We start from the raw sequence: 23,820 nt of genomic DNA, 5'->3' as shown, positions 1-23,820 counted from the left end.
GCGCATCATGGCCACTCGCTTTCTGCAGCGCTACAGCGCCGGCGACCGCACCAACCACTGGCTGATCGTGCTGCTCTTCTTCGGCGCGGCGCTGTCGGGGCTGGCGTTCTTCCACCCCAGCCTGTACTTCCTCGTCAACCTGTTCGGCGGCGGCACCTGGGCGCGCATCCTGCACCCCTTCATGGGGCTGGCGATGGCGCTGTGCTTCGTCGTGCTGTTCGTCAAGCTGTGGCGCCACAACGTGATGAACGACTTGGACAGGGCCTGGCTCCAGCACAGTGGCGAGATGCTGCGCGGCGACAAGAGCCGCATGCCGCCCGTGGGCCGCTACAACGCCGGGCAGAAGCAACTGTTCTGGCTGATGACGGTGTGCCTGGGCGTGCTGGTCCTCACCGGCTTCATCTTCTGGCAGCCGTGGTTCGCCGAGAGCTTCCCCATCGTGGCGCGCCGCATCGCCGTCGTGCTGCATGCGCTGTCGGCCACGCTGCTGGTCATCGGCGTCATCGTGCACATCTATGCCGCCATCTGGGTCAAGGGCACCGTGCGTGCGATGACGCGCGGCACCGTCACCGAGGGCTGGGCGCGTCAGAATCACCCGCTGTGGCATCGCGAGATGACCGAAGGCATGAAGCAGGCCGAATGACCGCCAGTTCCCGCAAGATCCTCAGCCCCGAAGAAATCGCCGTCCGCGCCGGCGAGCAGCAGACCTTCCTGCACCTGCCCGAGCCCGGCGTGTTCGCCGAACGTGCGCTGCGGCTGCGCGCGCTGGCCGAAGGGCATGCGATGGGCGACTTCCTGCGCTTCGTCGCCGAGCTGGCCGATGTGCAGCACCGCGCCCTGTCCGCGTCCGTGGCCGTGCCGTTGCCGACGCCGCAGCAGATCGACGCCGCCGCGCGCGCCGGCCAGCCGCTGCTGCCCGCCGAAACCTGGCCGCGCGCGGCCGTCTGGCGTGACTCGCTGCGCGCGCTGCTGGCTGACCTGGCCCGCCACGTCGCCGCCGGCCCCGCCCGCGCGGCCGCGCTGCAGCTGGCCGAAGCCAGCGACGAACACCTGGACCTGCAGGCCGCAAGGCTGTTGACCGGCGTCATGCTGGGCCTGGACCTGGCCGCCGCGCCGCTGATCGCCGCGGGGCTGCAGCTGCACTGGGTGCGCCTGGTGCGGCAGACCGCCGCGGCCTGTGCAGACGCGCCGGTGGCGCCGTTCGGCCGCGTCGATGACCCGACGCAATGCCCCTGCTGCGGCTCGCCGCCGGTCGCCGCCGTCGAGCGCCTGGGCTCCGAGGGCGCGCGCTACCTCGCCTGCGGCCTGTGCGCCACGCAGTGGCATTACGTGCGCATCAAGTGCACGCATTGCCAGAGCACCAAGGGCATCTCGCTGCAGAGCCTGGCGGCCGCCGATGGCAGCGGCGCCGAGACCCAGCCGGCCGTGCAGGCCGAGTGCTGCAGCGAGTGCGGCCATTACCTGAAACTGATGCACCCGGCGCGCGACAATGGCATCGAGCCGGTCGCCGACGACCTGGCCACACTGACGCTGGACCTGCTGGTGGGTGAGGCCGGCCTGCAGCGCCACGGCCTGAACCTGCTGCTGCTGTTCGGCGAGCCGGACGAACCTTCGCCCCCTGGACGAGGCCACTGATGGCGACGCCCTACGAATCCGTGGTCCACGGTTCCAAGGCAGTCCCGAAAGACCTGCCGGCGCTGGACAAGCTGCTGCGCGACTGCGCACCGCTGGTGGCCGAGCACGGCCACACGCTGGTCGCCAACGAGGCCAGGGCGCTGCTGGACGGCTTGCGGGTGCGCGCCGTCGCGGGCCAGCTCTCTCGCCTCGAACTCGACGCGCTGCCGCGCTCGCTCGCCGCCCGCGTCGAGGCCCGCCTGCGGCCAGCCATGCGCGCCGTGCTCAACCTGACCGGCACCGTCATCCACACCAACCTCGGGCGCGCGCTGCTGGCCGACGCGGCGCTGGCGCAGGTGCTGGCGCTGATGACCTCGCCCAACAACCTGGAGTTCGACCTCGCAGCCGGCGGCCGCGGCGAGCGCGACTCGCTGGTCGAAGCGCTGCTGTGCGAGCTCACCGGTGCCGAGGCCGCCACGGTCGTCAACAACAACGCCGCGGCCGTGCTGCTGGGCATCGCCGCGCTGGCCGGCGGTCGCGAGGCCATCGTGTCGCGCGGCGAGCTGGTCGAGATCGGCGGTGCCTTCCGCATGCCAGATGTGATGACCGCCGCCGGTGCGACGCTGGTGGAGGTGGGCACCACCAACCGCACCCACCCGCGCGACTACGAGCAGGCCATCACGCCGCGCACCGGCCTCATCGTCAAGGTGCACACCAGCAACTACCAGGTGCAGGGCTTCACGTCGGCCGTGTCCGAGGCCGAGCTGGCGCCCATCGCGCACGCCGCCGGCCTGCCGCTGATGACCGACCTGGGCAGCGGCGCGCTGGTCGACATGAGCGCCTACGGCCTGCCGGCCGAGCCCATGCCGCAGCAGATGCTCAAGGCCGGCTGCGATGTAGTGACCTTCAGCGGCGACAAGCTGCTGGGCGGCCCGCAGGCCGGCCTCATCGTCGGCAGCCGCGCGGCCGTGGACCGCATCCGCAAGTTCCCGATGAAGCGTGCGCTGCGCCTGTCCAAGCTGCCGCTGGCGGCGCTGGAGGCCACGCTGCGGCTGTACCTGCGGCCGGAGCGGTTGGCGCAGGACCTGCCGACGCTGCGGCACCTGACTCGACCTCAGGCGCAGATCGCCGATCTGGCGCAGCGCCTGCTGCCCCAGATGGCGGCCGCCGTCGCGCCGCGCTTCACGGTCGAAGCCGTTGCGCTGCAAAGCCAGATCGGCTCCGGCTCGCTGCCCGTCGAACGCCTGCCGTCCGCCGGCCTCGCGATCACCGCGGTCGATGGCCGTGGCCGCACGCTCGAAGCCCTGGCGACGGCGCTGCGCGCGCTGCCGCGACCGGTCATTGGCCGCGTGCAGGAGCAACGCCTGGTGCTGGACATGCGTTGTCTCGACGAGCCCGTGCTGCTGACCTCGCAGTTGCCCGTGCTCAAGGAGTCGCTGACGTGATCGTCGGCACCGCCGGCCACATCGACCACGGCAAGACCACGCTCGTGCGTGCGCTGACCGGCGTCGACACCGACCGGCTGCCCGAAGAGAAGGCGCGCGGCATCAGCATCGAGCTGGGCTATGCCTACCTCGATGTGCCCATGCTGGACGAGCGACCCGGCGCCCGGCCGCCCGAAGCCGGGGCGCTGCCCCCTCGGGGGGCGGACGGTACCTCCGGCCGGGGGCTGCATCGCATCGGCTTCATCGACGCGCCCGGCCACGAGAAGCTCGTGCACACCATGCTGGCCGGCGCCAGCGGCATCGACTTTGCGCTGCTGCTGATCGCCGCCGACGATGGCGTCATGCCGCAGACGCGCGAGCACCTGGCCGTGCTGAGCCTGCTGGGCCTGCACCGCGGTGCCGTCGTCATCACCAAGGCCGACCGCGCCGACGCTGACCGCCTGGCCGCGCTGGCCGAGGAGGCGAGGTCGTTGCTGGAAAACACCGGCCTGGCCGACGCGCCCGTGCTCACCGTGTCCGCAGCCACCGGCCAGGGGCTGGATGCGCTGCGCGAACTGCTCTTTGCCGCCGCCCGTGCGCTGCCGCCGCGCAGCAGCCAGGACCTGGCCGCGCGGCTGGCGGTGGACCGCGCCTTCAGCCTGGACGGCGTGGGCACCGTCGTCACCGGCACGCTGCACAGCGGCAAGATCGCGGTCGGCGACGAACTGGTCATCCAGGGCCACCGGGCCCGTGTGAAGAGCCTGCATGCGCAGAACCGCGCCGTCGAGCGCGCGCGCGCCGGCCAGCGCTGCGCCGTGGCCCTCGCCGGCCTGGCCCGCGAGCAGGCGCCGCGCGGCCAGTGGCTCACCGCGCCGGCCGTGGCGCTGGCCACGGAGCGCTTCGACGCCCGCCTGACGCTGTGGCCCGGCGAAGCCAAGCCGCTGCGTTCCGGCATGCGCGTGCACCTGCACCTGGGCGCCCAGGCCGTCATGGCCAGCGTCGCCGTGCTGGACGGCGAGGCCATCGCGCCCGGCGGCTCGGCGCTGGTGCAGCTGCTGGCCCATGCCCCCGTCGGCGCCTGGCGCGGCGACCGCTTCGTGCTGCGCGACGCCGGTGCCAGCCGCACGCTGGCCGGCGGCGTCGTGCTCGACCCCTTCGCGCCGGCGCGCTACCGCCGCACGCCCGAGCGCCTGGCCGAGCTGTCCGCCCGCGAGCTGCCCACGCTGGCGCAGCGCCGCGAGCGCCTGCTGGCCCTGGCCCCGTTGGGCCTGGACCTGGCCCGCTGGGCGCAGGCCGAGGGCTTGGCCGAGCCCGGGCAGGGCTGGGCGCTGGGCGACAGCGCCTGTGCAGCGCTGACGGGCCAGTTGCTGGCCAAGCTGGCGGCCTTTCACGCCCAGTTCCCCGACGAACTCGGGCCCGATGCCGCCCGGTTGCGTCGCCTCGTCGCACCACGCATGGCCGAACCGCTGTGGCGCCAGCTGCTGGATCAGCTGCGCACCGGCGACCGCGTCGCGCTGCGTGGCGCGTTTGTGCATCTGCCCGAGCACGGCGTGCAGCTGTCGGCCGTGGAGCAGCGCATCGCGCAGAAGGTCGCACCGCGCCTCGCGCTGGCGGGTGCCGATGGCGCGTGGGCGCGAGACCTGGCCAAGGACTGCGCCGAGCCCGAGCCGCTGATGCGCGCCACGCTGGCACGCCTGGCGCGGCAAGGGGACCTGCACCAGGTGGTGAAGGATCTGTACTGCGACACCGCCACGATGACGACACTCGCGACCATCGCGCGGCGCCTGGGTGCCGAGCAAGGCAAGGTCACCGCGGCCGCCTTCCGGGACGCCACCGGCATGGGCCGCAAGCGGGCCATCCAGCATCTGGAACATTTCGACCGCGTGGGCCTGCTGCGGCGGGTCGGTGACGAGCACCGGCTGCGGGCGGACAGCGCGCTGTTTGCAGAGGCGGCGGCATGAACATGGAGGGGCAACGACACCGGTGTGTCGGCCGGGCTTCAAACCCGGTGGGTGGCGCCACGCGCCGCTGGGAGGGTTCGACTCCCTCGCCCCTCCGCCACGAGCATGGGCTCGCCTGCTGCGCGGGCACATCTCGGCCCTGCGCTCCTTGCCGTACGAGAGTACGGCTGCGGTGCTCGAACCGACCTGAGCCCGCTCGCGACGGCGATCCCACGCTCGTGGGCTGCGCAGTAGGGCTGGCATGGTGAACATGGCTTCGAGCGCGATGCCGCCTGACTTCTGGCTCTGGCCCGACGACCAGACCTGGGCCCAGCCCTTGGCCGGCGGCCATGTCCGCATCGGCATCACGGCCCTCGGCCTGAAGGCTTCGGGCGACATCTACATGTGCCGCCCCAAATCCGTGGGCAGCGAGATCGAGCAGGGGCGCTCGCTGGGCGTGGTGGAGCTGGCCAAGTCCATCGTGGCGGTCAAGTCGCCGCTGTCCGGCGTCGTCACGCGGGTCAACGAGGCGCTGGAGGAACAGCCCGAACTGGTCCATCGGTCACCCTATGAGCAGGGCTGGCTGGTCGAACTGGCGCCGTCGCGGCTGGACGCCGAGAAGGCCGCGCTGGCCATCGGTGAGGCGGCCATCCGCGAGGCGCTGACGCGCTGGGCCTGGCTCAACAAGCTGGATGCCGGCTCATGAAGCGAACCGGCCTGGCCATCCTGCTCTGGGCAGCCGACCCCGACGACCCGGTGCGGCTGGCCACGCCCTTTGCCCATGCGGCCGCGGCGGCGGCGCTGGAGATGCAGGTCGAGGTCTATTTCTCGGCGCGCGCCGTGCTGCTGCTCAAGCCCGGCGTCGCCGAAGCGCTGCGCGCGTCCGACCGCTTCGACAAGTCCATCGCCGACTGGATGCAGGATGCGCTGGCACACGGTGCACGCTTCTTCGCCTGCTCCGATGCGCTGGCGGCCCAGGGGCTGACGCATGACGATCTGATCCCGGCCGGCCGCCGTCACGGCGGTGCGGTTCAATACGCCTCCCGCGCCGCGCATTCGGCGTGGGCCACGCTGGTGTTCTGACCCCCTCAATCAACCTCCTCAGGAGAAATCACATGGCTCTCTCTCGTGTCGTCGCCGGTCTGGCGCGCGGTGTGGTGTTGTCGCTGTCGCTCGTGGCCGCGGCGGCCCAGGCTCAAGCAGTGCTGCGCGTCACCGCCATCCCCGACGAGTCGCCCACGGAGCTGGCGCGCAAGTTCGCGCCGCTGGGCGCCTACCTGGAGAGCAAGCTGGGCATGAAGGTCGAGTGGACGCCTGTGACGGACTACGCCGCTGCCGTGGAAACGGTCGTCAACAAGAAGATCGACCTGGCCTGGTTCGGCGGCTTCACCTACGTGCAGGCCAACGTGCGCTCGGGCGGCAAGATCCTGCCGCTGGTGCAGCGCGAGGAGGACGAGAAGTTCCGCTCCGTCTTCATCACCGACGCCAAGAGCAGCATCAACAAGCTGGAAGACCTGAAGGGCAAGACGCTGTCCTTCGGCTCGGCCAGCAGCACCTCCGGCCACCTGATGCCGCGCAGCTTCCTGCTGGCGGCCAAGATCAACCCCGACGTGGACCTCAAGCGCGTGGCCTTCAGCGGCGCGCACGACGCCACCATCGCCGCCGTTGCCAGCGGCAAGGTGGATGCCGGCGCGCTGAACATCTCGGTCTGGGAGAAGTTCGTCACCGAGAAGAAGGTGGACCCGGCCGCCGTCAAGGTGTTCTACACGACGCCGCCTTACTTCGACTACAACTGGTCGGTGCACGCCGACATGCCCGAGGCGCTGCGCGAGAAGATCAAGGCCGCCTTCCTGGCGCTGGACCCGGCCACGCCGCAGGGCAAGGAAATCCTGGGCCTGCAGCGCGCCACCAGGTTCATCCCGAGCAAGCCGGACAACTACAACGGCATCAAGGCCGCTGCCGAGAACGCCGGGTTGCTGAAGTGAGTGTGCTGCCGGCCGGCCTGGACGCGTTGCTGACGCGTTATTCGGTCGGCCCCAAGCACCTCGTCGAGCCGGGACCGAGTGACGAGCAGCTCGCGCTGATGACGCAGGCTGCCTTGCGCGCCCCCGACCACGCCGAACTGGTGCCTTACCGATTCAAGCTGGTGCGTGACGCCGCCAAAGAGGGCATGGCTGCCCTGTTTGCCGACGCGGCCCGCGCCGCCGGCAAGGGCGACGACGGTGCGGCGCTGGACGCCGAGCGGGCGCTGCGGCCACCGATGACGGTCGCCGTCGTCGCCCGCATCGATCTGGGCCACCCGCAGGTGCCGGCCCACGAGCAATGGGCGGCCGTCGGCGGCGCGATCAGCAACTTCCTGATGGCCGCGCATCTGCTGGGCTTCGGCGGCAAGATGCTCAGCGGCGCCAAGGTGCGCAACCCGGCCATCGCGGCGGCGTTTTGCGAGCCCGGCGAGACGCTGGTGGGCTGGATCGCACTGGGCACACCGGTGCGCACACCGACCGGCCTCGCCCGCAAGCCCGACCCCGGGCAGGTGCTGATCGACTGGCACCCGCCTTGCAAGTGACAGTTCGCTTATGGAACTCACACCTAGAGAGAAAGACAAGCTGCTGCTGTTCACGGCTGCATTGCTTGCCGAGCGGCGCCGTGCGCGTGGCTTGAAGCTGAACTACCCGGAGGCCGTCGCCTTCATCAGCGCCGCCATCCTCGAAGGCGCCCGCGACGGCAAGACCGTCGCGCAGCTGATGAGCGAGGGCCGCGAGATCCTGACCCGGGCCGACGTCATGGACGGCATCGCCGAGATGATTCCCGAGATCCAGGTCGAAGCCACCTTTCCCGACGGCACCAAGCTGGTCACCGTCCACCAACCGATTGCCTGACCATGCGCGCACTTGCACTGCTCCTGATCGCCACCCCGGCCCTTGCCCACGACGGCCACGGCCCCGCCGGCCCGCACCTGCACGGCTGGGATGGCACCGGCACGCTAGCGCTCGTCGCCGCGGCGGCGGTCGCGATCTGGTGGCTGACCAAGGGCCGCAAGTGATGATCCCGGGCGAGCTGATCACTGCAGAGGGCGAGCACGAACTCAACCCCGGCCGGCGCACGCTGACGCTGAAGGTCGCCAACACCGGCACGCGGCCCATCCAGGTCGGCTCGCACTACCACTTCGCCGAGACCAACGCGGCGCTGGGCTTCGACCGCGAGGCCGCGCGCGGCATGCGCCTCAACATCTGCAGCGGCACGGCGGTGCGCTTCGAGCCCGGGCAGACGCGCACCGTCGAACTCGTCGACCTGGGCGGCGACCGCGCCGTCTGGGGCTTCCGCGGCCTCGTGCAAGGCAAGCTATGAAGATCAGCCGCCGTGCCTACGCCGAGATGCTCGGCCCCACCGTCGGCGACAAGCTGCGCCTGGCCGACACCGCCCTCGTCATCGAGATCGAACAAGACCTGACGCTGCGTGCCGGCGGCTACGGCGAGGAAGTGAAATTCGGCGGCGGCAAGACCGTGCGCGACGGCATGGGCCAGTCCCAGCGCATCAACGGTCGCGGCCCCGGCGATGCGGTGGACACCGTCATCACCAACGTCGTCATCCTCGACCACTGGGGCATCGTCAAGGCCGACATCGGCTTGCGCGGCTGCCGCATCGCGGCCATCGGCAAGGCCGGCAACCCCGACATGCAGCCCGGCGTGGACATCGTCATCGGCCCAGGTACCGAGATCATTGCGGGCGAGGGCTTCATCGTCACGCCCGGCGCCATCGACACCCACATCCACTTCATCTGCCCGCAGCAGATCGAAGAAGCGCTGATGAGCGGCGTGACCACCATGATCGGCGGCGGCACCGGCCCCGCCACCGGCACGCTGGCCACCACCTGCACGCCCGGGCCCCACCACATCGCCACGATGCTGAAGGCGGCCGAGGCCTTCCCGATGAACCTCGGATTCATGGGCAAGGGCAATGCGTCGCGACCCGAAGGCCTGATGCAGCAGATCGACGCCGGCGCCATCGGCCTGAAGCTGCACGAGGACTGGGGCACCACGCCCGCGGCCATCGACAACTGCCTGAACGTGGCCGAGCTGACCGACACGCAAGTCGCCATCCACACCGACACGCTCAACGAAAGCGGCTTCGTCGAGGACACGATTGCCGCCTTCAAGGGCCGCACCATCCACAGCTTCCACACCGAAGGCGCGGGCGGAGGCCATGCGCCGGACATCATGCGCGTGGTGGGCGAGGCCAACGTGCTGCCCAGCTCCACCAACCCGACGCGGCCGTTCACCGTCAACACGCTGGACGAGCACCTCGACATGCTGATGGTCTGCCACCACCTGGACGCCGGCATCGCCGAAGACCTGGCCTTTGCCGAAAGCCGTATCCGCCGCGAGACCATCGCCGCCGAAGACATCCTGCACGACCTCGGCGCCATCAGCATGTTCTCGTCCGACTCCCAGGCCATGGGCCGTGTGGGCGAGGTTTCCCTGCGTTGCTGGCAGACGGCGCACAAGATGAAGGTGCAGCGCGGCGCCTTGCCAGGAGACGGCGCCGGCAACGACAACGCCCGCGTGAAGCGCTACCTCGCCAAGCTCGCCATCAACCCCGCGCTGGCCCACGGCATCAGCCACGAGGTCGGTTCGATTGAAGTCGGCAAGTGGGCCGACCTCGTGCTGTGGAAGCCCGCCTTCTTCGGCGTGAAGCCGTCGCTCATCCTGAAAGGCGGCTTCATCGCCGCCGCCGCGATGGGCGACGCGAATGCTTCCATTCCGACGCCGCAGCCGGTGCACTACCGGCCGATGTTCGGCAGCTTCGGCGCGGCCCTGCAGCAGGGCTCGCTGACGTTTGTCAGCCAGGCCGGCCAGGTCAACGTCGAGAAGCTGGGCCTTGCCAAGACGCTGGTACCGGTGAAGGGCTGCCGCTCGGTCAAGAAGGCCGACATGCTGCTCAACAACTACCTGCCGGTGATGGAGATCGACGCGCAGACCTATGAAGTGAGGGCGGACGGCGTGCTGCTGACCTGCGAACCGGCGAAGGAGCTGCCGATGGCGCAGAGGTATTTCTTGTTTTAAACAGCTTTAATTTAGCCTTCGGCGCCCTGATCCCAACCAATCTGCGGCGGTTCGCTGCTTGACGGAAGCTCTTCCGCGCGACTTTGGGTGCGCCAAGCGATTTGAGTTAATTCTCGGATGCGATCCACAAAAGGTTTTGCCTCCTTCCCGAATTTTCCAAGCGCTACACCGGCATCGCCAATAAGGCCCCAAAGCCGGTCTAAGTCTGAAGTCTTCTTGTGTATCTCGGCTTGCAAGCGCTCAAGTCTCCTTAGGATTCTCTGGCGGTGCTCTTCAGTGATGTCGCCGCATTGGACAAGCCAGTTGCGCAACTCGTTCACAAGCTGCTGCACTCGCTCAATATCGCCTTGGGAAAACTCGTAGTGGAACTGCTTTCCCATTGCCATCAGCACCTGTGATGCGACTATGGACTGCTGTTCCTTGGCTTCGATTTTTTCAATATCTGACGTAAGCTTTTGAATGGCGTTGTAAATGGCCGCCATTTTGCTGTTGGGAGATGAGGTCTTAACATAATTGACCGGAGCGGCGTCCCAATTGGTGAATATGGTGTCTAAAACGGTGTCCGCTTCGATCATTGTTTCGATATTTTCGTCGGTAAAGCCGGGCTGCTCGTGGTCAATTTCGCCTAAGGTGATTCGGCAGATTTGCTTGGCCACATTGAGATAGTCATTTCCATATGTCTCAAAAGCTTCTAGAAATTCTTGTCTCATCATTCGCCTTTCTCTAAATTTGTACGACCCACGCCGAATCACTCGACGGTGCATCAGCGTCTGCGGGGCGCGAATTTGCCAGTGCCAAGTCTCCGTTACGCGAGGCACCCCGTGGCTAAGCATCTGCCCGCTCCTGCACCTGCTCACGACGTGCCGCAGAGGCCGGGGGCAGGTCTCAAATTTCAACCCGCTCCCCAAGTCTTCGGCAACCACCGCGACCATCTGCACCTACAACGCCAATTCAAGAGTGCATGACCTGGCGTTGGTTCGACGCCAGCCGCTTCAAATGACTCGCACCCCCGGCAACTTCGCCATCCGCCGGTCGAACGTGGCCGTGAACTCGCAGCCCAGCTGCTGGTGCTTGGCCGCAATCAGACAGTCCGAGAACCCGCACGACGCTTTCGCGAACAGGTTGGCCGCCACCGCGACCGCATCGCGGTGCTCGAAGCAAAACGCGGGCTCGTCCAACAGGCTGTGCACGGCCGCAAGCTGGGCGGCCTTGTCCTGCTCATAGGCCGACGCCAGCACCCACAGCGCCTCTGCCAACACCACGTCGGTCACGAGCAATGAGCCCATGCCTTGGCCGTGTTCACTCAGCAGGGCTTCGACGCGTGGCGCCTGTACCGGGTCGTCGTTCAGCCACAGGCGCAACAGCACATTCGTGTCGAGCCCGATCACCGCTTGGCCTTCGTGTGCTTGCCTCGCAGCTGTGCGGCAATGCCGGCGTCCATGTCTTCCACCGACAGCGACGCAGAGTGAGGCGACTTCAACAGCCCACGCAGGCGCAGCGCATTGGGCTTGATGGCGCGCACGGTGATGGTGTCGTCCGCCATCAGTTCAAAGTCCAACGTCGACCCGGCATCCAGGCCGAGCCGATCACGGATTTCCTTGGGCAAAGTGACCTGCCCCTTGCTGGTGAGAGTGGCGAGCATGGCAACTCCTTGCTGTTGATGCCTTACATGGTATGCGAGTAAGGAATTTGACGCAAAGCCTCTTGCTCGTGAAAGCCGGGGTCACGCCTCATGTTTCAACCTCCTCCCCAAGTCCTCGGGAGCCACAGCGGCCACCTACCCCGACAAGCCAATTCGAGAGCCCGGTTGGTTGGTGTGGTCTCATCGTCGCCCGCGCCTTGACCAGCCCGGATGGTCGTCGTCATGGGCTACATGGCAGCGGTGGTGTCGCGGCTGGTCGGGCTGACAATGCCGCGCCGCTGAGAGGGCGCGGAGATATCTCAACCATAGCGAGCCTTTAGAAATGTCATGCCCGCGTTGATGTCGCTGCTCCTGAGCCTCGCTTGCCTCGTGTCCGCCTGCGCCGGCGGCAGCAGCGGCGGGATGATCGGCCTGACGCCGGTCGTCGCCAGTCAGTCGCCCGCTTCGGCCGCGTCGGCGCCCGCCTATGTCTACGCCGGTACGCTGGCGCGCGATAAGTCCATCGCATCCAAAATCACCGGCATCACCTACCCGTATCACGTCTACCTGCCCGAAAACTACGCGACCTCGGGCAAGAGCTACCCGGTGATGTACGCGACCGACGGCCAATGGAGCTTTCGGGCGTTCTCCAGAATGCTGGACCAACACCGCAAGGCCATGATTCTGGTGAGCATCGAGCAGGGTGGCCCCGAGCCTGACCGCCGGGCTGTCGACTACAGCGTGAACGGCGCGCCGGCCTATGCCCGCTTTCTGCGGGAGGAACTGGTGCCTCTGATCGAGGCCAGCTACCGCACGACGGAGGTTCGCACCTACACCGGCACTTCCTATGGCGCGTTGCTGGGCTCTGTGATGCTGAGTACCGAAGACGTGGCCAAGCCGTTCTTCAGCAACTACCTGCTGTTCGACGGTTCCTTCTGGGCGCTGACGGCCAAGAACATCCAGGACGAGGACGCTCGCTTCGCGGCCAGCAGCCGCTTGGCCGTTCACCTGATCCTGACGAGTGCGAATGCACCTGGCAATGTGCGCGACGTGATCGACTACGAGGCGCGCTACAAGGCCCGGGCCTTTATGGGCCTGCGAATCGATCGCAAGGACTTCAACGTCGCGCACAACGACGTCGGCAAGCCATCGTTCGATTGGGCGATCGACCTGATCGAGTGAACGAAACCGAGCGCGACATGGGGTGCCGGTGAAGGGCGCCCGCTCGGTCGGCGCCTCCATGCGACGCCTTCGTCGTACAGACGTATTCCGAGCCCGCCATGGATCAGCCGGTTTTAGGGGCTGACGGCCGTCGGGCGGGCGCGTAGCGTTGGGTCACCGCACAAGGAGACGCCATGCCTACCAGATGCCTTCGAGGAATTGTGGCCGCGTCGTGGCTGACGATGTCGCTTTCAGCCATGGCGGCCACCGTCCAGGTGGAGGCGTTCCTCCGCAGCACGAGCGCGGACAACGTCGTCACCAATCCCACCATCTGCACGCCGGGCAGCACCCTGACGACGGAGTGCGTGTCCTTCTCGCGGACCATCAGCCTGGGCTCGCCGACGCTGGACACCGGGACGGTGACCCACATCCGTTCAACGTTCGACAACGGCAACGTCTCACAGGTGCCGAACTTCGTGATGAACGGCACTGCACGGGCGTTTGCGGATTTCGGCCAGCTTCACGCCTCCAACTTCGTTCAGATCCAGGGCGCCGGCGGCAACAACGTCACCATCGGTGCGCGCTCCTTCGTGCAGTTGACCGATTTCGTGACCGTGCAATCGTCCGTGTTGCCTGTTGGCAGCCCCGTGACGGTCAAGATGACGATGGACGTGAGCGGGACCGGCGGTGGCTGGATGAACTTCGGCGTCAACGCGTTCGTTCAGCGGGTGGGGGTGTCGAACGACTTCCCGGTGGGCGGCGACTCGTTGGAGGACTACGAGACGACCTACAACACCAAGGTAGGTGACAGGTTCCAGGTCGTCTACGGGCTGGCGGCCTATGCGCGAATGTTCTCGACCGCCTGGGGGCCTGCCAACGTGCTCAATGGGCGCAACAACAGTTCCAACTACGGCAACTCCGTGCATCTCTACATGGGCGGCCTGGACCCGTCGCTGGGTGTCACGCTGCAAAACAGCAACGGCTTCACCTATGCCACCTCAGCAGTGCCCGAGCCGGCCTCGGCGTGGCTGCTGCTGACCGGGCTGCCGCTGCTGGCGCGGCGGGCTCGCCGCCGTCAATACACGTCGGCGGGTTGACGGGCTGCTGAGGAGGCAGGGCCTGGCAGCCCTGCGCAGGCCGTTCTCAGACCTTGTGCGCGGCCCCGGCACCTGCACGCTTGCGCAGCAGGTGGAGCAGCGGCAGCCCGCCCGCCAGCAGCAGGGCCCAACTGCTCGGCTCGGGGACGGCGCTGATGGTCAAGCTGGCAGCGGGGCCGGGCAGCCAGTTCCAGGCTGCTGGCGCGTTTGCGTCGCCGCGGATGCCCAGGTGGGTGGTGATCACGCCGCCTTCGGGATCGCGCGCGTTGCCCAGGCCCAGCGCGCCGAGGAAGCCGTTGGCCTCGCTGTTCTTCTCCGAGCCGGCGTCGTAGCCGTACAGGTTGATCGTGACGGTGCCGGTGATGGTCGACAGGTCCAGGCCGCTGACGCCGACAAAGCCGTCATTCGTCCAGCCCAGCATGGTGGCGAACGACAGCAGGTGGTGGGAAGCATCGGCTTGCACCGTCACCTTCACGGAGTCCTGTTGAGGCAGGGGCGCCGACAGCGGCGCCGCAACGCTTCGCACGCTCGCGCCGACGAGGGCGTTCACCTCGTTGAGCAGGAAGCTGCGGTCGCCACCTTCTGCAATGCGCCAGATCGTCTCAGGTGCGGCCTGGCCGACGGTGAAAGCCGTGTAGGCGTCGCTGTGCGTGATGAACACCGGCGGCGAGAGCCGCTGGCCGGTCTGCGCCGTCGCGGGGCCGGTGGCCACGGCATCACTCGTGAGGTTCTTGAACGTGATTTCGTAAGCCGGCGCTTGTGCAGCGGCCAGTTGAGGCAGCGAGAGGGCTGCCGCGAGCGTCACCCCCAGGGCGGTGAGCCGATGAGGCACGAGGGCTGTCGGGCGTGCGGAAGGGGCGGTGGATTGGTCGGTGTTCATCGAGAGATCTCCTGTGGATTGGCACGCAGGGCAACACCCTGCGTGCTGCAGTCGCTGCCGGGCCGCAGCCATTACTCCCTAGCTTGACGGTGGCCACTCGGATGGGGGTGGTCCTGTAAGGAGCAAGGCTGACGGTCGACCAACGCGCCGGCCAAAAGAGCCGAAAGCCGGATTCAGAAGCCGATCGCCGCCTGTGCCGCCATGGACGACAGTTGGAGATCAGGGGCCAGCGCGTCTTCGTGGTCGGCCAGGCCGCCACCTGATTCGGGCGGTCCGGCCGACGAGCCACCGGACATCGCACCAGGCCGGCCACCTCTCGCGGTGGCCGGCGGCTCAGCGGCTGTTCGCCTCGCTGAAGCTGACCCGCAGCTTCCCGCCCACCACCTTCACGTCTTTCACCGCCAGCCGGGCCAGCATGCCCTTGGCGGTGCTCGTGTCCACGGTGTAGACGGGGCGGCGCTGCAGCGCGTCCTTGGCGAGTTGCGGGGCGTAGAGCTTCACCACCTCGGCGTACTCGGCGGGCAGGCCACTCAGCTCCAGCGTCGTGACCTGCAGGTCTTCCAGGAAGAGCTGGCCCTCGGCCGGCACGTAGTGCGGCCGCGCCGACAGGCCGACGCGGCCGGTGCGCTCGCGCGTGCCCAGCGTCACCTTCGCGTCGGCCGTCAGGCCGATGCGGTCGTCGCCCTCGGTCAGCACCACGACGGGGTTGGACAGGTCCAGGCAGGCGATGAGCAGTTTGCAGTGGTGGGTGGGGAAGCGCGGCGCGATGCGCGCCTGCAACTCGGGCTGCTCGATGTCGAGGTGGCCGGCGTGCAGGCGGCTGACGACGGCGCAGGTGGCGAGGGCCACGCTGGCGATGAGCGCAGCGGCGACCAGGGCGAGGCGGCGGGACATGGGAGCGGAGGCTACATGAGGTCGCCCATGCGCCCGGTAACGGCGCCCCGGCCTATCTCTTCGAGCTGTCGAGCGGCGCACGCGTGACGTCCTTGATCTTCTTGTGCGTGCCGTAGCCGACATGCAGATGCCCTTGCCACACCAGGCTCTTCGGGTCGTGGCAGCCGACGCGCTTGCGGCAGTTCGTCCGCGCCGCGCAGCAGGAAGGCGCGGGAGAAGAGGCGCCCGTCATCGTTCGGCGTGATGGCCAGCGGCAGGCGCTGCTTGTCCCCGCTGGGGTTGTTGACCGTGAACGCCGTGCCGTCGGGCAGGTTGCCGGCGCTTCGTTTGGCGCGTGACGCGGGCATGTCGGTCGGCACCGGCTGGGCAGGCTGGGCTCGAGTTCGTGGCTGACCTTGTTGTTGTCGTGCGGCAGGTTCTGCATCCGCCCGCGTCGCAGCCGGTCAGCCCCAGCGGGTCGTCGGTCCAGAAGGCCGCGGCGATCAGGCCCGGCCGCATGTGGAAGGGCGGTTCAACTGGCGCAGGACGACGAGACGGTGCTTGCGCGCCTTGCAGGCGAGCCAGAATCGAGCGTCACCCGGAGTGCCGATGAGCAACGACCTTCCCCTTTTCCGCTACCACCCCGACCCGCTGGCCACCGGCGCCATCGAGGCGCGACAGGTCCAATGCGCCTGCTGTGGCCAGGTGCGTGGCTTTGTCTATGTGCAGCCGGTCTATGCGACCAGTGATCTCGATGAGAAGCTGTGCCCCTGGTGCATCGCGGATGGCTCGGCGGCGGGCAAGCTGGGCGCGAGTTTCTCGGACGCGCATCCGCTCGCGCAGGCGGGGCTGGCGCAGGAGATCGTGGACGAGGTGAGCCTGAGGACACCAGGTTTTTCGTCCTGGCAGCAGGAAGTGTGGCTGGCGCATTGCAACGACGCGTGCGAGTTCCGCGGCGACGCGTCGGTGCAGGACGTGGACCGCGCCAGCGAGGCCACGAAGGCGGACTGGCGGCAGCACTACGGCTTGAGCGAGAAGGACTGGGCCCGCGCGACCGCGGACTACGAGCCCGCAGGCGACAACGCTTTCTACAAGTTCGCGTGCCGGCACTGCGGGGTGGTGCGGCTGGGGTGGGATCGCTCGTGAGTGAGCGCCAGGCCGCAGCCGCAGTTGGCATGCGGATCGTCGTGGTCGATCCGCCGCCTGGTGTCAGCTTCGCCGTGCAGCGCGGCAAGTCGGAACTGTTGGCGCCGTTGGCCGGGCAGGGCGAGACGGTTCAGTTCGAGTTGTCGCTTCGCCTGGGCGCACCGCTCGCGGACGGGTCGATCAACTTCCTGGGCGAGTTTGCACAGGGCACACCCACGGATCGTTTCGTCTACCTCAACGCCGGCACCCTGGCGGGACAGCCAGGCTCCGCCTGGACGCGCCGCGCCAAGTTGAAGCTGGCCGCCATTCCCCCGGAGGTCGTGGCGGCCGTGCTGGCTTCCGGTGAGGGATTCATCGAAGCGCGCGTGCTGGGCACCATGGCCGATGGCGGCCCGATCTGCGCTTCGGTGAAGCCGCAGGCGGTGGTGTGGGCCCACGTGGCCTGACCTGCCAGCCAGCCAGGGGGCTGGCCGCCGGTCGGCATTCAAGCTCGCTTCTCCCGCGTCCGCTGGCTGCCCGCCTTGCCGATCTTCTTCCACTTGCTGCGCTGCTCGATGCGCTCCAGCGCCGTCAGCTCGCCGCGCTGGGCGTCGCGCATCAGCTTCTTGTAGTTGTCGAGCCGGTCCGCGTCGACGTGGGCGCGGACCGCGCATCCCGGCTCGCCCTCATGGCAGCAATCGCGAAAGCGGCACTGCAGTGCCAGCGCCTGCACGTCCTCGAAGGCGGTGGCGAGCGTGCTGGCATCCGCATCGGGCCGGAAGGTGCGCAGGCCCGGGGTGTCGATGATGCAGCCGCCCAGTGCGCAGCGATGCAGCGAGCGCGCCGTCGTCGTGTGGCGGCCGCGGCCGTCGCCCTTGCGCACGCCGCCCGTGGACTGATCGGCATTGGCCAGCGTGTTGATGAGCGTGGATTTGCCCGCCCCCGACGAGCCGAGCAGCACAAGGGTCTGGCCCGCGTGCAGCCACGGGCCGATGGCGGTGCTGGCCTGGCGCGTCAGCGCATTGACGGGCAGCACCGGCACGGTGGCGGGCAGGCGGGCATACATCTCGGCGATGCGTGCCTGCGCGTGCGGTGCAATGTCGAGCTTGGTGAGCACGACGACCGGCGCCACGCCGCAGGCGCGCACCATCGCGATGTAGCGCTCCATGCGGCGGGCGTTGAAGTCGGCGTCGAGGCCCATCACCAGCAGCGCCGCGTCGACGTTGCTCGCCAGTGGCTGGCGGCGCCCGTCGTTGGCACGGCGCGCGATCTGCGTGACGGGCTCGACCCGGTCGGCGACCCAGGCCTGGCCGTGTTCGTCGACGTGCATGCCGACCCAGTCGCCGATGGTCAGTGGCTGACCCTCGGCCTGCAGTTGCTGCACCAGCCGGGGCAGCACGCGGGCAAAGAGCTCGGTGCGGCCGTCATGCAGCGTGAAGCAGTCGCGCTGTACTTCGGTCACGCGCGCCAGGCGCAGGCCGGGCTCGGGTGAGCCGGGCGGTTGAAGGCGTTGTGCCGCACGGCTCGCGATGGCGTGAGTGAGCCCGAGGGCGTGCAGCGTCTCGAAATCGATGTTGTCGATCATGGGAGTCCATTGAAGGCGTTCGTTCCGCGCGTGCGCGGACCCGTCCCGCGCGCGGTGGCGCGCAAGGGGCTAAGGGAGGAGGAGCCGGCCGCGGGTGTCGCGGCGATCAATGGACCCGCGGGGACGCGGGGTCAGCCCGAACGCGAGTTCGAACTCAGTGGCGCTTGGCGCTCAGGCAGCCGGCACGAGGAGGGCGACACGATCTGCTTGTTCCATGGTCTTCTCCTTTGCGGGCTGGGTTGATGAAGGCCGCAAGTCTGCCTGCGGCTGGCGTCATGCGTCAATGGCGACGCGGGGCGTTGCCAGCATGCTGTTGCTTTGCCAGCGACATGGTGGCCTCGGTGCCCTGCACCGGTTCCGCGGGGCAGGGCTCGCGTTCTCTGGGGCGGATCACCGCAGAATCCCACCGTGCCAGCCCCAACCGATGCCGCCGAACCCGAATTGCTTGCCCGCGCCCGCACCGGCGATGCGGCCGCCTTCGACCGCCTCGTCGCGCCCCATCGCCGGGCGCTGCACAGCCACTGCTACCGCATGCTGGCCTCGCCGCAGGACGCCGACGACGCCCTGCAGGAAACGCTGCTGGCCGCCTGGCGTGGCCTGGCGTCGTTCGAGGGGCGCAGCGCGCTCGGCACCTGGCTCTACCGCATCGCCACCCACGCCTGCCTGCGCCTGATCTCGCAACGGCCGCGCCGCATGACGTCGCCGGACCGCGGCCCGGCCTTCCTGGCCACGGCCGACCTGGGTGAGATGGTGCCCGGGCCGGTGTGGGTGGAGCCCGTGCAGGACGAGGCGCCGCCGGCCGGTGGCGTTCACGAGGACCCGGCCGACGCACTTGCCCGGCGCGAGAGCGTCGCGCTCGCCTTCGTGGCCGCGCTGCAGCACCTGCCCGGCACGCAACGCGCGGCGCTGCTGATGCGCGAGGTGCTGGGCTACTCGGCCGCGGAGGCCGCCGAGATGCTGTCGACCTCGGTGGCCTCGGTGAACAGCGCGCTGCAACGTGCGCAGCAGACCGTGCGCGAGCGAATGCCTGACGTGTCGCAGGCCGCCGAGCTGGAGCGGCTGGGCGAGGCCGGCCTGCAGCGGCTGCTGGGCGACTTCGTCAACGCCTGGGAGAGCCGCGACATCCAGGGCCTGGTGCGCCTGTTCACCGAAGACGCGCGCTTCACCATGCCGCCGCTGCCGTCCTGGTTCGACGGCCTCGCGATGGTGGAGCGGTTCATCGCCGAGCGGGTCTTTGCCACGCCGTGGCGGCTGCGGCCGCTGCAGGCCAACGGCCAGCCGGGGTTTGCCTGCTACATGCGGCCTGAAGGGGCGGATCGCTTCATCCTCGGTGCGGTCACGCTGCTCAGCCTGCGCGACGGGCGCATCCAGGGGCTGCACAGCTTTCTGGACCCCGCTGTCCATCGCCGCTTCGGGCTGCCGTCGGAACTGGCCTGATCCCTGCGCCCGACCGATGAGTTTGGGCGTCGCCTTGTCTCCAAGCGATGTCGGGTCCGGATTTGCCGGGCCTGGCGTTTCGCAACCCAGACCCAGGTGACCACCCATGGCCCAACTCATCTTCAGCCAACTCGTCTCGCTCGACGGCTTCTGCGCCGGCCCCGGCGGCGACCTCAGCCGCATGCCCATGGGCGCGGCGTTTGACGACCACAACCTCGAACTGCTGCGCTCGGCGGGCACGCTGCTGTTCGGCCGCATCACGTTCGGCATGTTCCATGACTACTGGCCCGCGGTGCAGCAGGACCCCGGCGCCGAGCCCGTGCAGGCCGAAATCGCGGCGCTCGTCGGCCCCATGCCCAAGCTGGTGGTGAGCGACACGCTGCCGTTGCCGCTGGGCGACCCGTGGGGCGACGCCGAGGTGGTGCGCCGCGCGCAGGCGCACGCGCGCATCCGGGCGGTGAAGCAAGGCACCGGCGGCGACCTGCTGGCCTATGGCAGCCACGTGTTGATGAACGACCTGCTGGCCCACGGCCTGGTGGACGAGCTGCGCGTGCTGGTGGGCAACGTCGTGCTGGGGGAGGGCGTGCGCACCTTCGAGGCCACGCTGCCCGCACCGCTGGCGCTGATGGAGCAGCACCGGCTCGCCGGCTCGGACATCGTCATGCTGCGGTACGCGCCGCCCCTGGCGTGTTGAGGGAGCCGGGGCTGTCGGCCAAGCCGATCGGGCTGCGGCGGGAGCGCCGCATCGCCGGCTGAGGCGCGGCCGTTGCGCTTCAGCGCCGCCCCTGCCGCCGCCGCGCCAGGCCGGCTGCGGCTGACGCCATCAGCAGCGCGGCAAGCCCGGCCGGCTCCGACACGGGCACGGTGCCGGTGGCCTCGTTGATCTCCGCCCGGATCACGAAGGCCATGGCATCGCCGGGCGAGACGGAGAAGGACAGCACGCCCATCAGTTCGGAGCAGCCGCCCGCGGCCGCACAGGAGAAGGTGGTCAGGGCGATGTCTTGGTCGATCAGGTCGATGACGGTGTCGGTGTCGGCGATCGCGTCGCCGCCGAACTCGTTGCGCAACAGGAAGGCCGCGACATCGTCGCCGCCCGACATCAACAGGTTGAGCTGCGATTGCTGGCCGTTGCAGGCTGGTGCCGTTGCGCAGTCGAAGAACTCGGTGCCGCTGGCCAGCACGCTGCCGTGCGGGCCGGCGCTGGCGTTGCTGGCGTCCACGTCGAACAGGTCCTGCGTGCCGTCGTTGCGGGTGAAGCCGAACCTTGCCAGCGCGCCACCGGCCGGTGGGCCGATGGCCACGCCGTCGGTGCCAGAGTCCGCGCTCGCGCCCGCCACAGCACCGTGGGACAGGACGCGGCCGACGTTGACCGCAGGGGAATTGACGGTGATGGAAAACGGTGTCGGGGCGCCGAAATCCTTGAACGGCAGGCCCGCCAGGCGAACCTCCCCGACCGCGCCGCCGGCGCCGGCAAAGCTGGCCGCATTGCCAACGCCAGCCAAGGCCTGGGTGCCCTGACCGGTGATGAAGCTGAACTCCGTGAGCTTGCCGGACAGCGCCAGCGGCGCCACCGTGGCGCCATCACGGGCGCCGTCGGCAAAGCTGCCCGCCATGCTGAGCTTCAGGTCGTAGTCGCCCAGGCCCGCGAACGGTTGGGAATAGAAGAACGTGAAGGTCACCGTCTGGCTGCCGATGTTGACCACCGTGCCGCCCTGGGTGAACACGACCGGCGCGGCCGCCACCGCACCTGCCGACAGACACAGCGCCGAGACGGCCATCCAGCGAACAAGTCGGTTGCGGCGCATACGAGCCTTTCGAAGGTCAGCCACCCGGGGATGCTCGCGAGCGGATGACGCCTTTGGCAATCCCCCGGCCAGCGTGCATGCGCAATTCAGCTAGCCCACCCCCCGCATCCGCGGCACCGACGGTGGTCGACGAACGTCGCCGCTGGGCCGCACCCAAAGCGTCACGCGGTCGAAGCGCTTCAGTCGGCGGCGCTGGGCGGGCATCCGGGCGCATGGGTGCTGTCGCGGCAAACTTCATCGGCGCCTACAGGGTCAGTTCATCTGCGCTGGTAGGCCCTGGCAGGTCTCGTCCCTAGACTCGCCCCCGGTGTTTCGGGTCAGTGCCTGACGAAACGATCGATGAACACAAGGAGGACCATGCGCGTGCCGTCTGTTCGACAACTCTTGGGCCCGGCCGTCGCGGGGATGCTGCTGGCCGGGCAGGCGCCACCGCTGGCCGCCCAGACGCCCGCACCGGCGCCCGCTGACCCTGCCGCGCTGGACAAGTGCGTCGAGATCGGCGCGGCAGCCGACCGGCTGGCCTGTTATGACAAGGCCATGGGCCGCGCGCCTGCGCCGACCGCGCCGCCGGCCTATGTCGAGAACCCCGCAGGGGGCGCACCGGCGCCCGCCTCGACGTCGCTGCTGGTGCCCAAGGATGCCGCCGCGACGGTGGCCGCCGATGGCCTGGAGGCGTCCAGCCTGATGTCCAGGTTCTGGGAGCTGGAGCCCAAGGACAAGCGCGGCGTCTTCAACTTCGTGGGCTACCGGGCCAACTACGTGCTGCCTTTGCACCGCACCAGCCGCATCAACCGCGCGCCGCAATCGCCCAACCAGCCCCCCGTGGAGCAGCCGAACTACAAGCGCGAGGAGGCCAAGTTCCAGCTGTCGCTGCGCACCAAGCTCGCGCAGGATGTGCTGCTGCCCGGCGGTGACCTGTGGGCAGCGTTCACGCAGCAGGCGATGTGGCAGATCTGGAACGGCAAGGACTCCAAGCCCTTTCGCAACAGCGACTACGAGCCTGAGCTGATCTACGTGGTGCCGACGCCCGAGCGCTGGCGTGACCTGCCGTTCGACTGGAAGTGGCGCTACACGCAACTGGGCCTGGCGCACCAGTCCAACGGCCAGTCCGACCCGCTGTCGCGCAGCTGGAACCGCGTCAATCTGGTGGCGGGTTTCGAGCGGGGCGACTGGTCGGTGGTGGCTCGCTTCCTGAAACGCCTCAATGAAAGTTCGGCAACGGACAACAACCCCGACCTGGTCGGCTACCGCGGGCGCGGCGAGTTCCAGCTGAATTGGGCGCACGAGAAGCACACGGCGCAGCTGCTCTACCGCACGACGCTGCGGGACGCGAAGTACGGCGCGCTGCAGTTCGAGTGGACCTATCCGGTGTTCAGCCAGCAGCCCAACGGCCTGCGCTGGTATGTGCAGCTATTCCGCGGCTACGGCGAGACCTTGACGGACTACAACTTCCGCCAGACGAGCGTCGGCGCGGGGTTCAGCTTCCTGCAGTTCTGAGGGCGCCCGAGGCGCGCGCGGTCATGGCGGCGGGGCGTCCAGCCGCCCCAGCACGGCCCCGCGCCCCGCCGTCCAGCGCATCGCCACGCCTTCCCCGGAAGCGGGGTAGACGTCGCTCAAGCCCGTGATCGTCACCTGGTGCGTGACCACCACCAGCACCCCCGGCCCGCGCCAGCCGGCCAACAGCGTCCTGGCCTCGTCCAGCATCTGTGCTTCGCGTGCCGGCTGTCCGAAGAAGGAGCCGAAGGCGGGCTGCTGCTGAACCGGCAGGCCGGGATACTCCAGCTGCGCGGTTTCCAGCGTGCGGCACCAGGGCGAGGCCCAGAGCGCGGTCACGCGCACCGTGCCGAGACGGTCGCGCAGCACCGCACCGATGCGGCGGGCCTGCTCCCGCCCGGCGTCGCTGAGGTTGCGCTGCGTGCTGCAGTCGCCCAGCTTCAATCCCGGCGGGTCGCCGCCGCCGGGCGCCAGCGCATGGCGGTAGATCACGACGTCGCCATCGCGCAGCTCGAACGACCAGGCCGGGGCCAGCGGCAGGCAGAGCAGGCAGGCCAGGAGGGTCTTCATGGCTCGGCATTCTGAGCGACGGCGGCCCGGCGCGCCGGTGGTGCCAGCAAGCCCCTCGGGCCCGGGGGCCGTTGCGGCGCGTAGCGGATTCGCGGCGCGGTTCCTGGTTTCGCGGCCGTTGGTCTGAACCG

General features: G+C 68.9%; 28 protein-coding genes and 1 tRNA gene. 20 read left to right on the top strand and 9 right to left on the bottom strand.

Annotated elements, in window-relative coordinates; genetic code table 11:
• Positions 1–7 precede the first annotated feature (7 nt).
• The 13 genes from AC1D29_RS00985 (at position 8) to ureC (ending at position 10,041) form a co-directional block, all read left to right on the top strand.
• Entirely contained in the window at positions 8–643 is a 636-nt protein-coding gene (locus tag AC1D29_RS00985; protein ID WP_477893855.1) for a formate dehydrogenase subunit gamma, read from the top strand.
• Positions 640–1,635, top strand: coding sequence for a formate dehydrogenase accessory protein FdhE (gene fdhE, locus AC1D29_RS00980; protein ID WP_477893853.1), 996 nt, complete (start codon positions 640–642; stop codon positions 1,633–1,635). The genes AC1D29_RS00985 and fdhE overlap by 4 nt, the downstream gene beginning before the upstream one ends.
• A complete protein-coding gene (gene selA, locus AC1D29_RS00975; protein WP_477893851.1) occupies positions 1,635–3,059 on the top strand; it encodes an L-seryl-tRNA(Sec) selenium transferase in 1,425 nt (474 codons plus the stop codon). Before fdhE ends, selA begins: the two co-directional genes overlap by 1 nt.
• Entirely contained in the window at positions 3,056–4,999 is a 1,944-nt protein-coding gene (gene selB, locus AC1D29_RS00970; RefSeq protein ID WP_477893849.1) for a selenocysteine-specific translation elongation factor, read from the top strand. Before selA ends, selB begins: the two co-directional genes overlap by 4 nt.
• A 4-nt stretch (positions 5,000–5,003) precedes the next feature.
• A tRNA-Sec gene (locus tag AC1D29_RS00965) sits at positions 5,004–5,099 on the top strand.
• A 150-nt stretch (positions 5,100–5,249) separates the two neighbouring features.
• On the top strand, positions 5,250–5,684 hold the full coding sequence (locus tag AC1D29_RS00960; protein ID WP_477894404.1) for a glycine cleavage system protein H: 435 nt from the start codon (positions 5,250–5,252) through the stop codon (positions 5,682–5,684).
• Positions 5,681–6,061, top strand: coding sequence for a DsrE family protein (locus AC1D29_RS00955; protein ID WP_477893847.1), 381 nt, complete (start codon positions 5,681–5,683; stop codon positions 6,059–6,061). The genes AC1D29_RS00960 and AC1D29_RS00955 overlap by 4 nt, the downstream gene beginning before the upstream one ends.
• 32 nt (positions 6,062–6,093) lie before the next feature.
• Positions 6,094–6,963 (top strand): putative selenate ABC transporter substrate-binding protein, encoded by an 870-nt coding sequence (locus tag AC1D29_RS00950; protein WP_477893845.1) that lies wholly within the window; start codon positions 6,094–6,096, stop codon positions 6,961–6,963.
• Positions 6,960–7,544 carry a nitroreductase family protein gene (locus tag AC1D29_RS00945; RefSeq protein WP_477893843.1) on the top strand — a complete coding sequence of 195 codons (585 nt, stop codon included), beginning with the start codon at positions 6,960–6,962 and terminating at the stop codon, positions 7,542–7,544. The genes AC1D29_RS00950 and AC1D29_RS00945 overlap by 4 nt, the downstream gene beginning before the upstream one ends.
• A 10-nt stretch (positions 7,545–7,554) precedes the next feature.
• Positions 7,555–7,857, top strand: a complete 303-nt coding sequence (locus AC1D29_RS00940; protein WP_056195107.1) for an urease subunit gamma — start codon at positions 7,555–7,557, stop codon at positions 7,855–7,857.
• 2 nt (positions 7,858–7,859) lie between these two features.
• Positions 7,860–8,021: a hypothetical protein gene (locus AC1D29_RS00935; RefSeq protein ID WP_477893841.1), complete on the top strand. Its 162-nt coding sequence runs from the start codon at positions 7,860–7,862 to the stop codon at positions 8,019–8,021.
• A complete protein-coding gene (locus AC1D29_RS00930) occupies positions 8,021–8,326 on the top strand; it encodes an urease subunit beta (protein WP_310325508.1) in 306 nt (101 codons plus the stop codon). Before AC1D29_RS00935 ends, AC1D29_RS00930 begins: the two co-directional genes overlap by 1 nt.
• Positions 8,323–10,041 (top strand): urease subunit alpha, encoded by a 1,719-nt coding sequence (gene ureC / locus AC1D29_RS00925; protein ID WP_477893839.1) that lies wholly within the window; start codon positions 8,323–8,325, stop codon positions 10,039–10,041. Before AC1D29_RS00930 ends, ureC begins: the two co-directional genes overlap by 4 nt.
• Positions 10,042–10,052: 11 nt before the next feature.
• Here the strand turns inward: ureC and AC1D29_RS00920 are convergent, their stop codons facing one another.
• The 3 genes from AC1D29_RS00920 to AC1D29_RS00910 all read right to left on the bottom strand — a co-directional run bounded on the left by AC1D29_RS00920 (position 10,053) and on the right by AC1D29_RS00910 (position 11,683).
• Positions 10,053–10,754, bottom strand: a complete 702-nt coding sequence (locus AC1D29_RS00920; RefSeq protein ID WP_477893837.1) for a hypothetical protein — start codon at positions 10,752–10,754, stop codon at positions 10,053–10,055.
• A gap of 279 nt (positions 10,755–11,033) precedes the next feature.
• Positions 11,034–11,429 (bottom strand): PIN domain-containing protein, encoded by a 396-nt coding sequence (locus tag AC1D29_RS00915; protein ID WP_477893835.1) that lies wholly within the window; start codon positions 11,427–11,429, stop codon positions 11,034–11,036.
• Positions 11,426–11,683, bottom strand: a complete 258-nt coding sequence (locus AC1D29_RS00910) for an AbrB/MazE/SpoVT family DNA-binding domain-containing protein (protein WP_477893833.1) — start codon at positions 11,681–11,683, stop codon at positions 11,426–11,428. The genes AC1D29_RS00915 and AC1D29_RS00910 overlap by 4 nt, the downstream gene beginning before the upstream one ends.
• A gap of 339 nt (positions 11,684–12,022) precedes the next feature.
• On the opposite strand from AC1D29_RS00910, the gene AC1D29_RS00905 reads away from it, so the two are divergent.
• Together AC1D29_RS00905 and AC1D29_RS00900 are read left to right on the top strand one after the other, a co-directional pair.
• Positions 12,023–12,844 (top strand): alpha/beta hydrolase, encoded by an 822-nt coding sequence (locus AC1D29_RS00905; RefSeq protein ID WP_477893831.1) that lies wholly within the window; start codon positions 12,023–12,025, stop codon positions 12,842–12,844.
• 173 nt (positions 12,845–13,017) lie between these two features.
• Positions 13,018–13,920 (top strand): PEP-CTERM sorting domain-containing protein, encoded by a 903-nt coding sequence (locus AC1D29_RS00900; RefSeq protein ID WP_477893829.1) that lies wholly within the window; start codon positions 13,018–13,020, stop codon positions 13,918–13,920.
• 46 nt (positions 13,921–13,966) lie between these two features.
• Here AC1D29_RS00900 and AC1D29_RS00895 read toward each other — a convergent pair whose 3' ends face one another.
• From AC1D29_RS00895 to AC1D29_RS00885, 3 genes are all read right to left on the bottom strand, one after another.
• A complete protein-coding gene (locus tag AC1D29_RS00895) occupies positions 13,967–14,800 on the bottom strand; it encodes a spondin domain-containing protein (protein ID WP_477893827.1) in 834 nt (277 codons plus the stop codon).
• 333 nt (positions 14,801–15,133) lie between these two features.
• A complete protein-coding gene (locus AC1D29_RS00890) occupies positions 15,134–15,694 on the bottom strand; it encodes a DUF1439 domain-containing protein (protein ID WP_477893825.1) in 561 nt (186 codons plus the stop codon).
• An 11-nt stretch (positions 15,695–15,705) separates the two neighbouring features.
• Positions 15,706–16,041 carry a hypothetical protein gene (locus AC1D29_RS00885; RefSeq protein WP_477893823.1) on the bottom strand — a complete coding sequence of 112 codons (336 nt, stop codon included), beginning with the start codon at positions 16,039–16,041 and terminating at the stop codon, positions 15,706–15,708.
• Positions 16,042–16,282: 241 nt separating this feature from the next.
• Between AC1D29_RS00885 and AC1D29_RS00880 the strand changes: the two genes are divergently transcribed.
• Positions 16,283–16,819 carry a CbrC family protein gene (locus tag AC1D29_RS00880; RefSeq protein WP_477893821.1) on the top strand — a complete coding sequence of 179 codons (537 nt, stop codon included), beginning with the start codon at positions 16,283–16,285 and terminating at the stop codon, positions 16,817–16,819.
• Between the two features lie 29 nt (positions 16,820–16,848).
• Positions 16,849–17,265, top strand: a complete 417-nt coding sequence (locus AC1D29_RS00875) for a DUF5990 family protein (protein WP_477893819.1) — start codon at positions 16,849–16,851, stop codon at positions 17,263–17,265.
• Positions 17,266–17,303: 38 nt separating this feature from the next.
• Here AC1D29_RS00875 and rsgA read toward each other — a convergent pair whose 3' ends face one another.
• On the bottom strand, positions 17,304–18,383 hold the full coding sequence (gene rsgA, locus AC1D29_RS00870) for a ribosome small subunit-dependent GTPase A (protein WP_477893817.1): 1,080 nt from the start codon (positions 18,381–18,383) through the stop codon (positions 17,304–17,306).
• Positions 18,384–18,791: 408 nt separating this feature from the next.
• Here rsgA and AC1D29_RS00865 point away from each other — a divergent pair, with 408 nt between their 5' ends.
• On the top strand, positions 18,792–19,820 hold the full coding sequence (locus AC1D29_RS00865; RefSeq protein WP_477893815.1) for an RNA polymerase subunit sigma-70: 1,029 nt from the start codon (positions 18,792–18,794) through the stop codon (positions 19,818–19,820).
• Between the two features lie 106 nt (positions 19,821–19,926).
• Positions 19,927–20,514 (top strand): dihydrofolate reductase family protein, encoded by a 588-nt coding sequence (locus tag AC1D29_RS00860; RefSeq protein ID WP_477893813.1) that lies wholly within the window; start codon positions 19,927–19,929, stop codon positions 20,512–20,514.
• A gap of 79 nt (positions 20,515–20,593) precedes the next feature.
• Here the strand turns inward: AC1D29_RS00860 and AC1D29_RS00855 are convergent, their stop codons facing one another.
• On the bottom strand, positions 20,594–21,625 hold the full coding sequence (locus tag AC1D29_RS00855; RefSeq protein ID WP_477893811.1) for a hypothetical protein: 1,032 nt from the start codon (positions 21,623–21,625) through the stop codon (positions 20,594–20,596).
• Between the two features lie 357 nt (positions 21,626–21,982).
• Here AC1D29_RS00855 and AC1D29_RS00850 point away from each other — a divergent pair, with 357 nt between their 5' ends.
• Positions 21,983–23,122: a phospholipase A gene (locus tag AC1D29_RS00850; RefSeq protein ID WP_477893809.1), complete on the top strand. Its 1,140-nt coding sequence runs from the start codon at positions 21,983–21,985 to the stop codon at positions 23,120–23,122.
• 21 nt (positions 23,123–23,143) lie between these two features.
• Here AC1D29_RS00850 and AC1D29_RS00845 read toward each other — a convergent pair whose 3' ends face one another.
• Positions 23,144–23,689, bottom strand: a complete 546-nt coding sequence (locus tag AC1D29_RS00845) for a histidine phosphatase family protein (RefSeq protein ID WP_477893807.1) — start codon at positions 23,687–23,689, stop codon at positions 23,144–23,146.
• Positions 23,690–23,820: the final 131 nt, after the last annotated feature.

Source organism: Roseateles sp. P1_C6 (genome assembly GCF_056406315.1).
The sequence above is the reverse complement of the archived record's forward strand: the minus strand, read 5'-3'. Positions and strand labels throughout refer to the sequence as shown.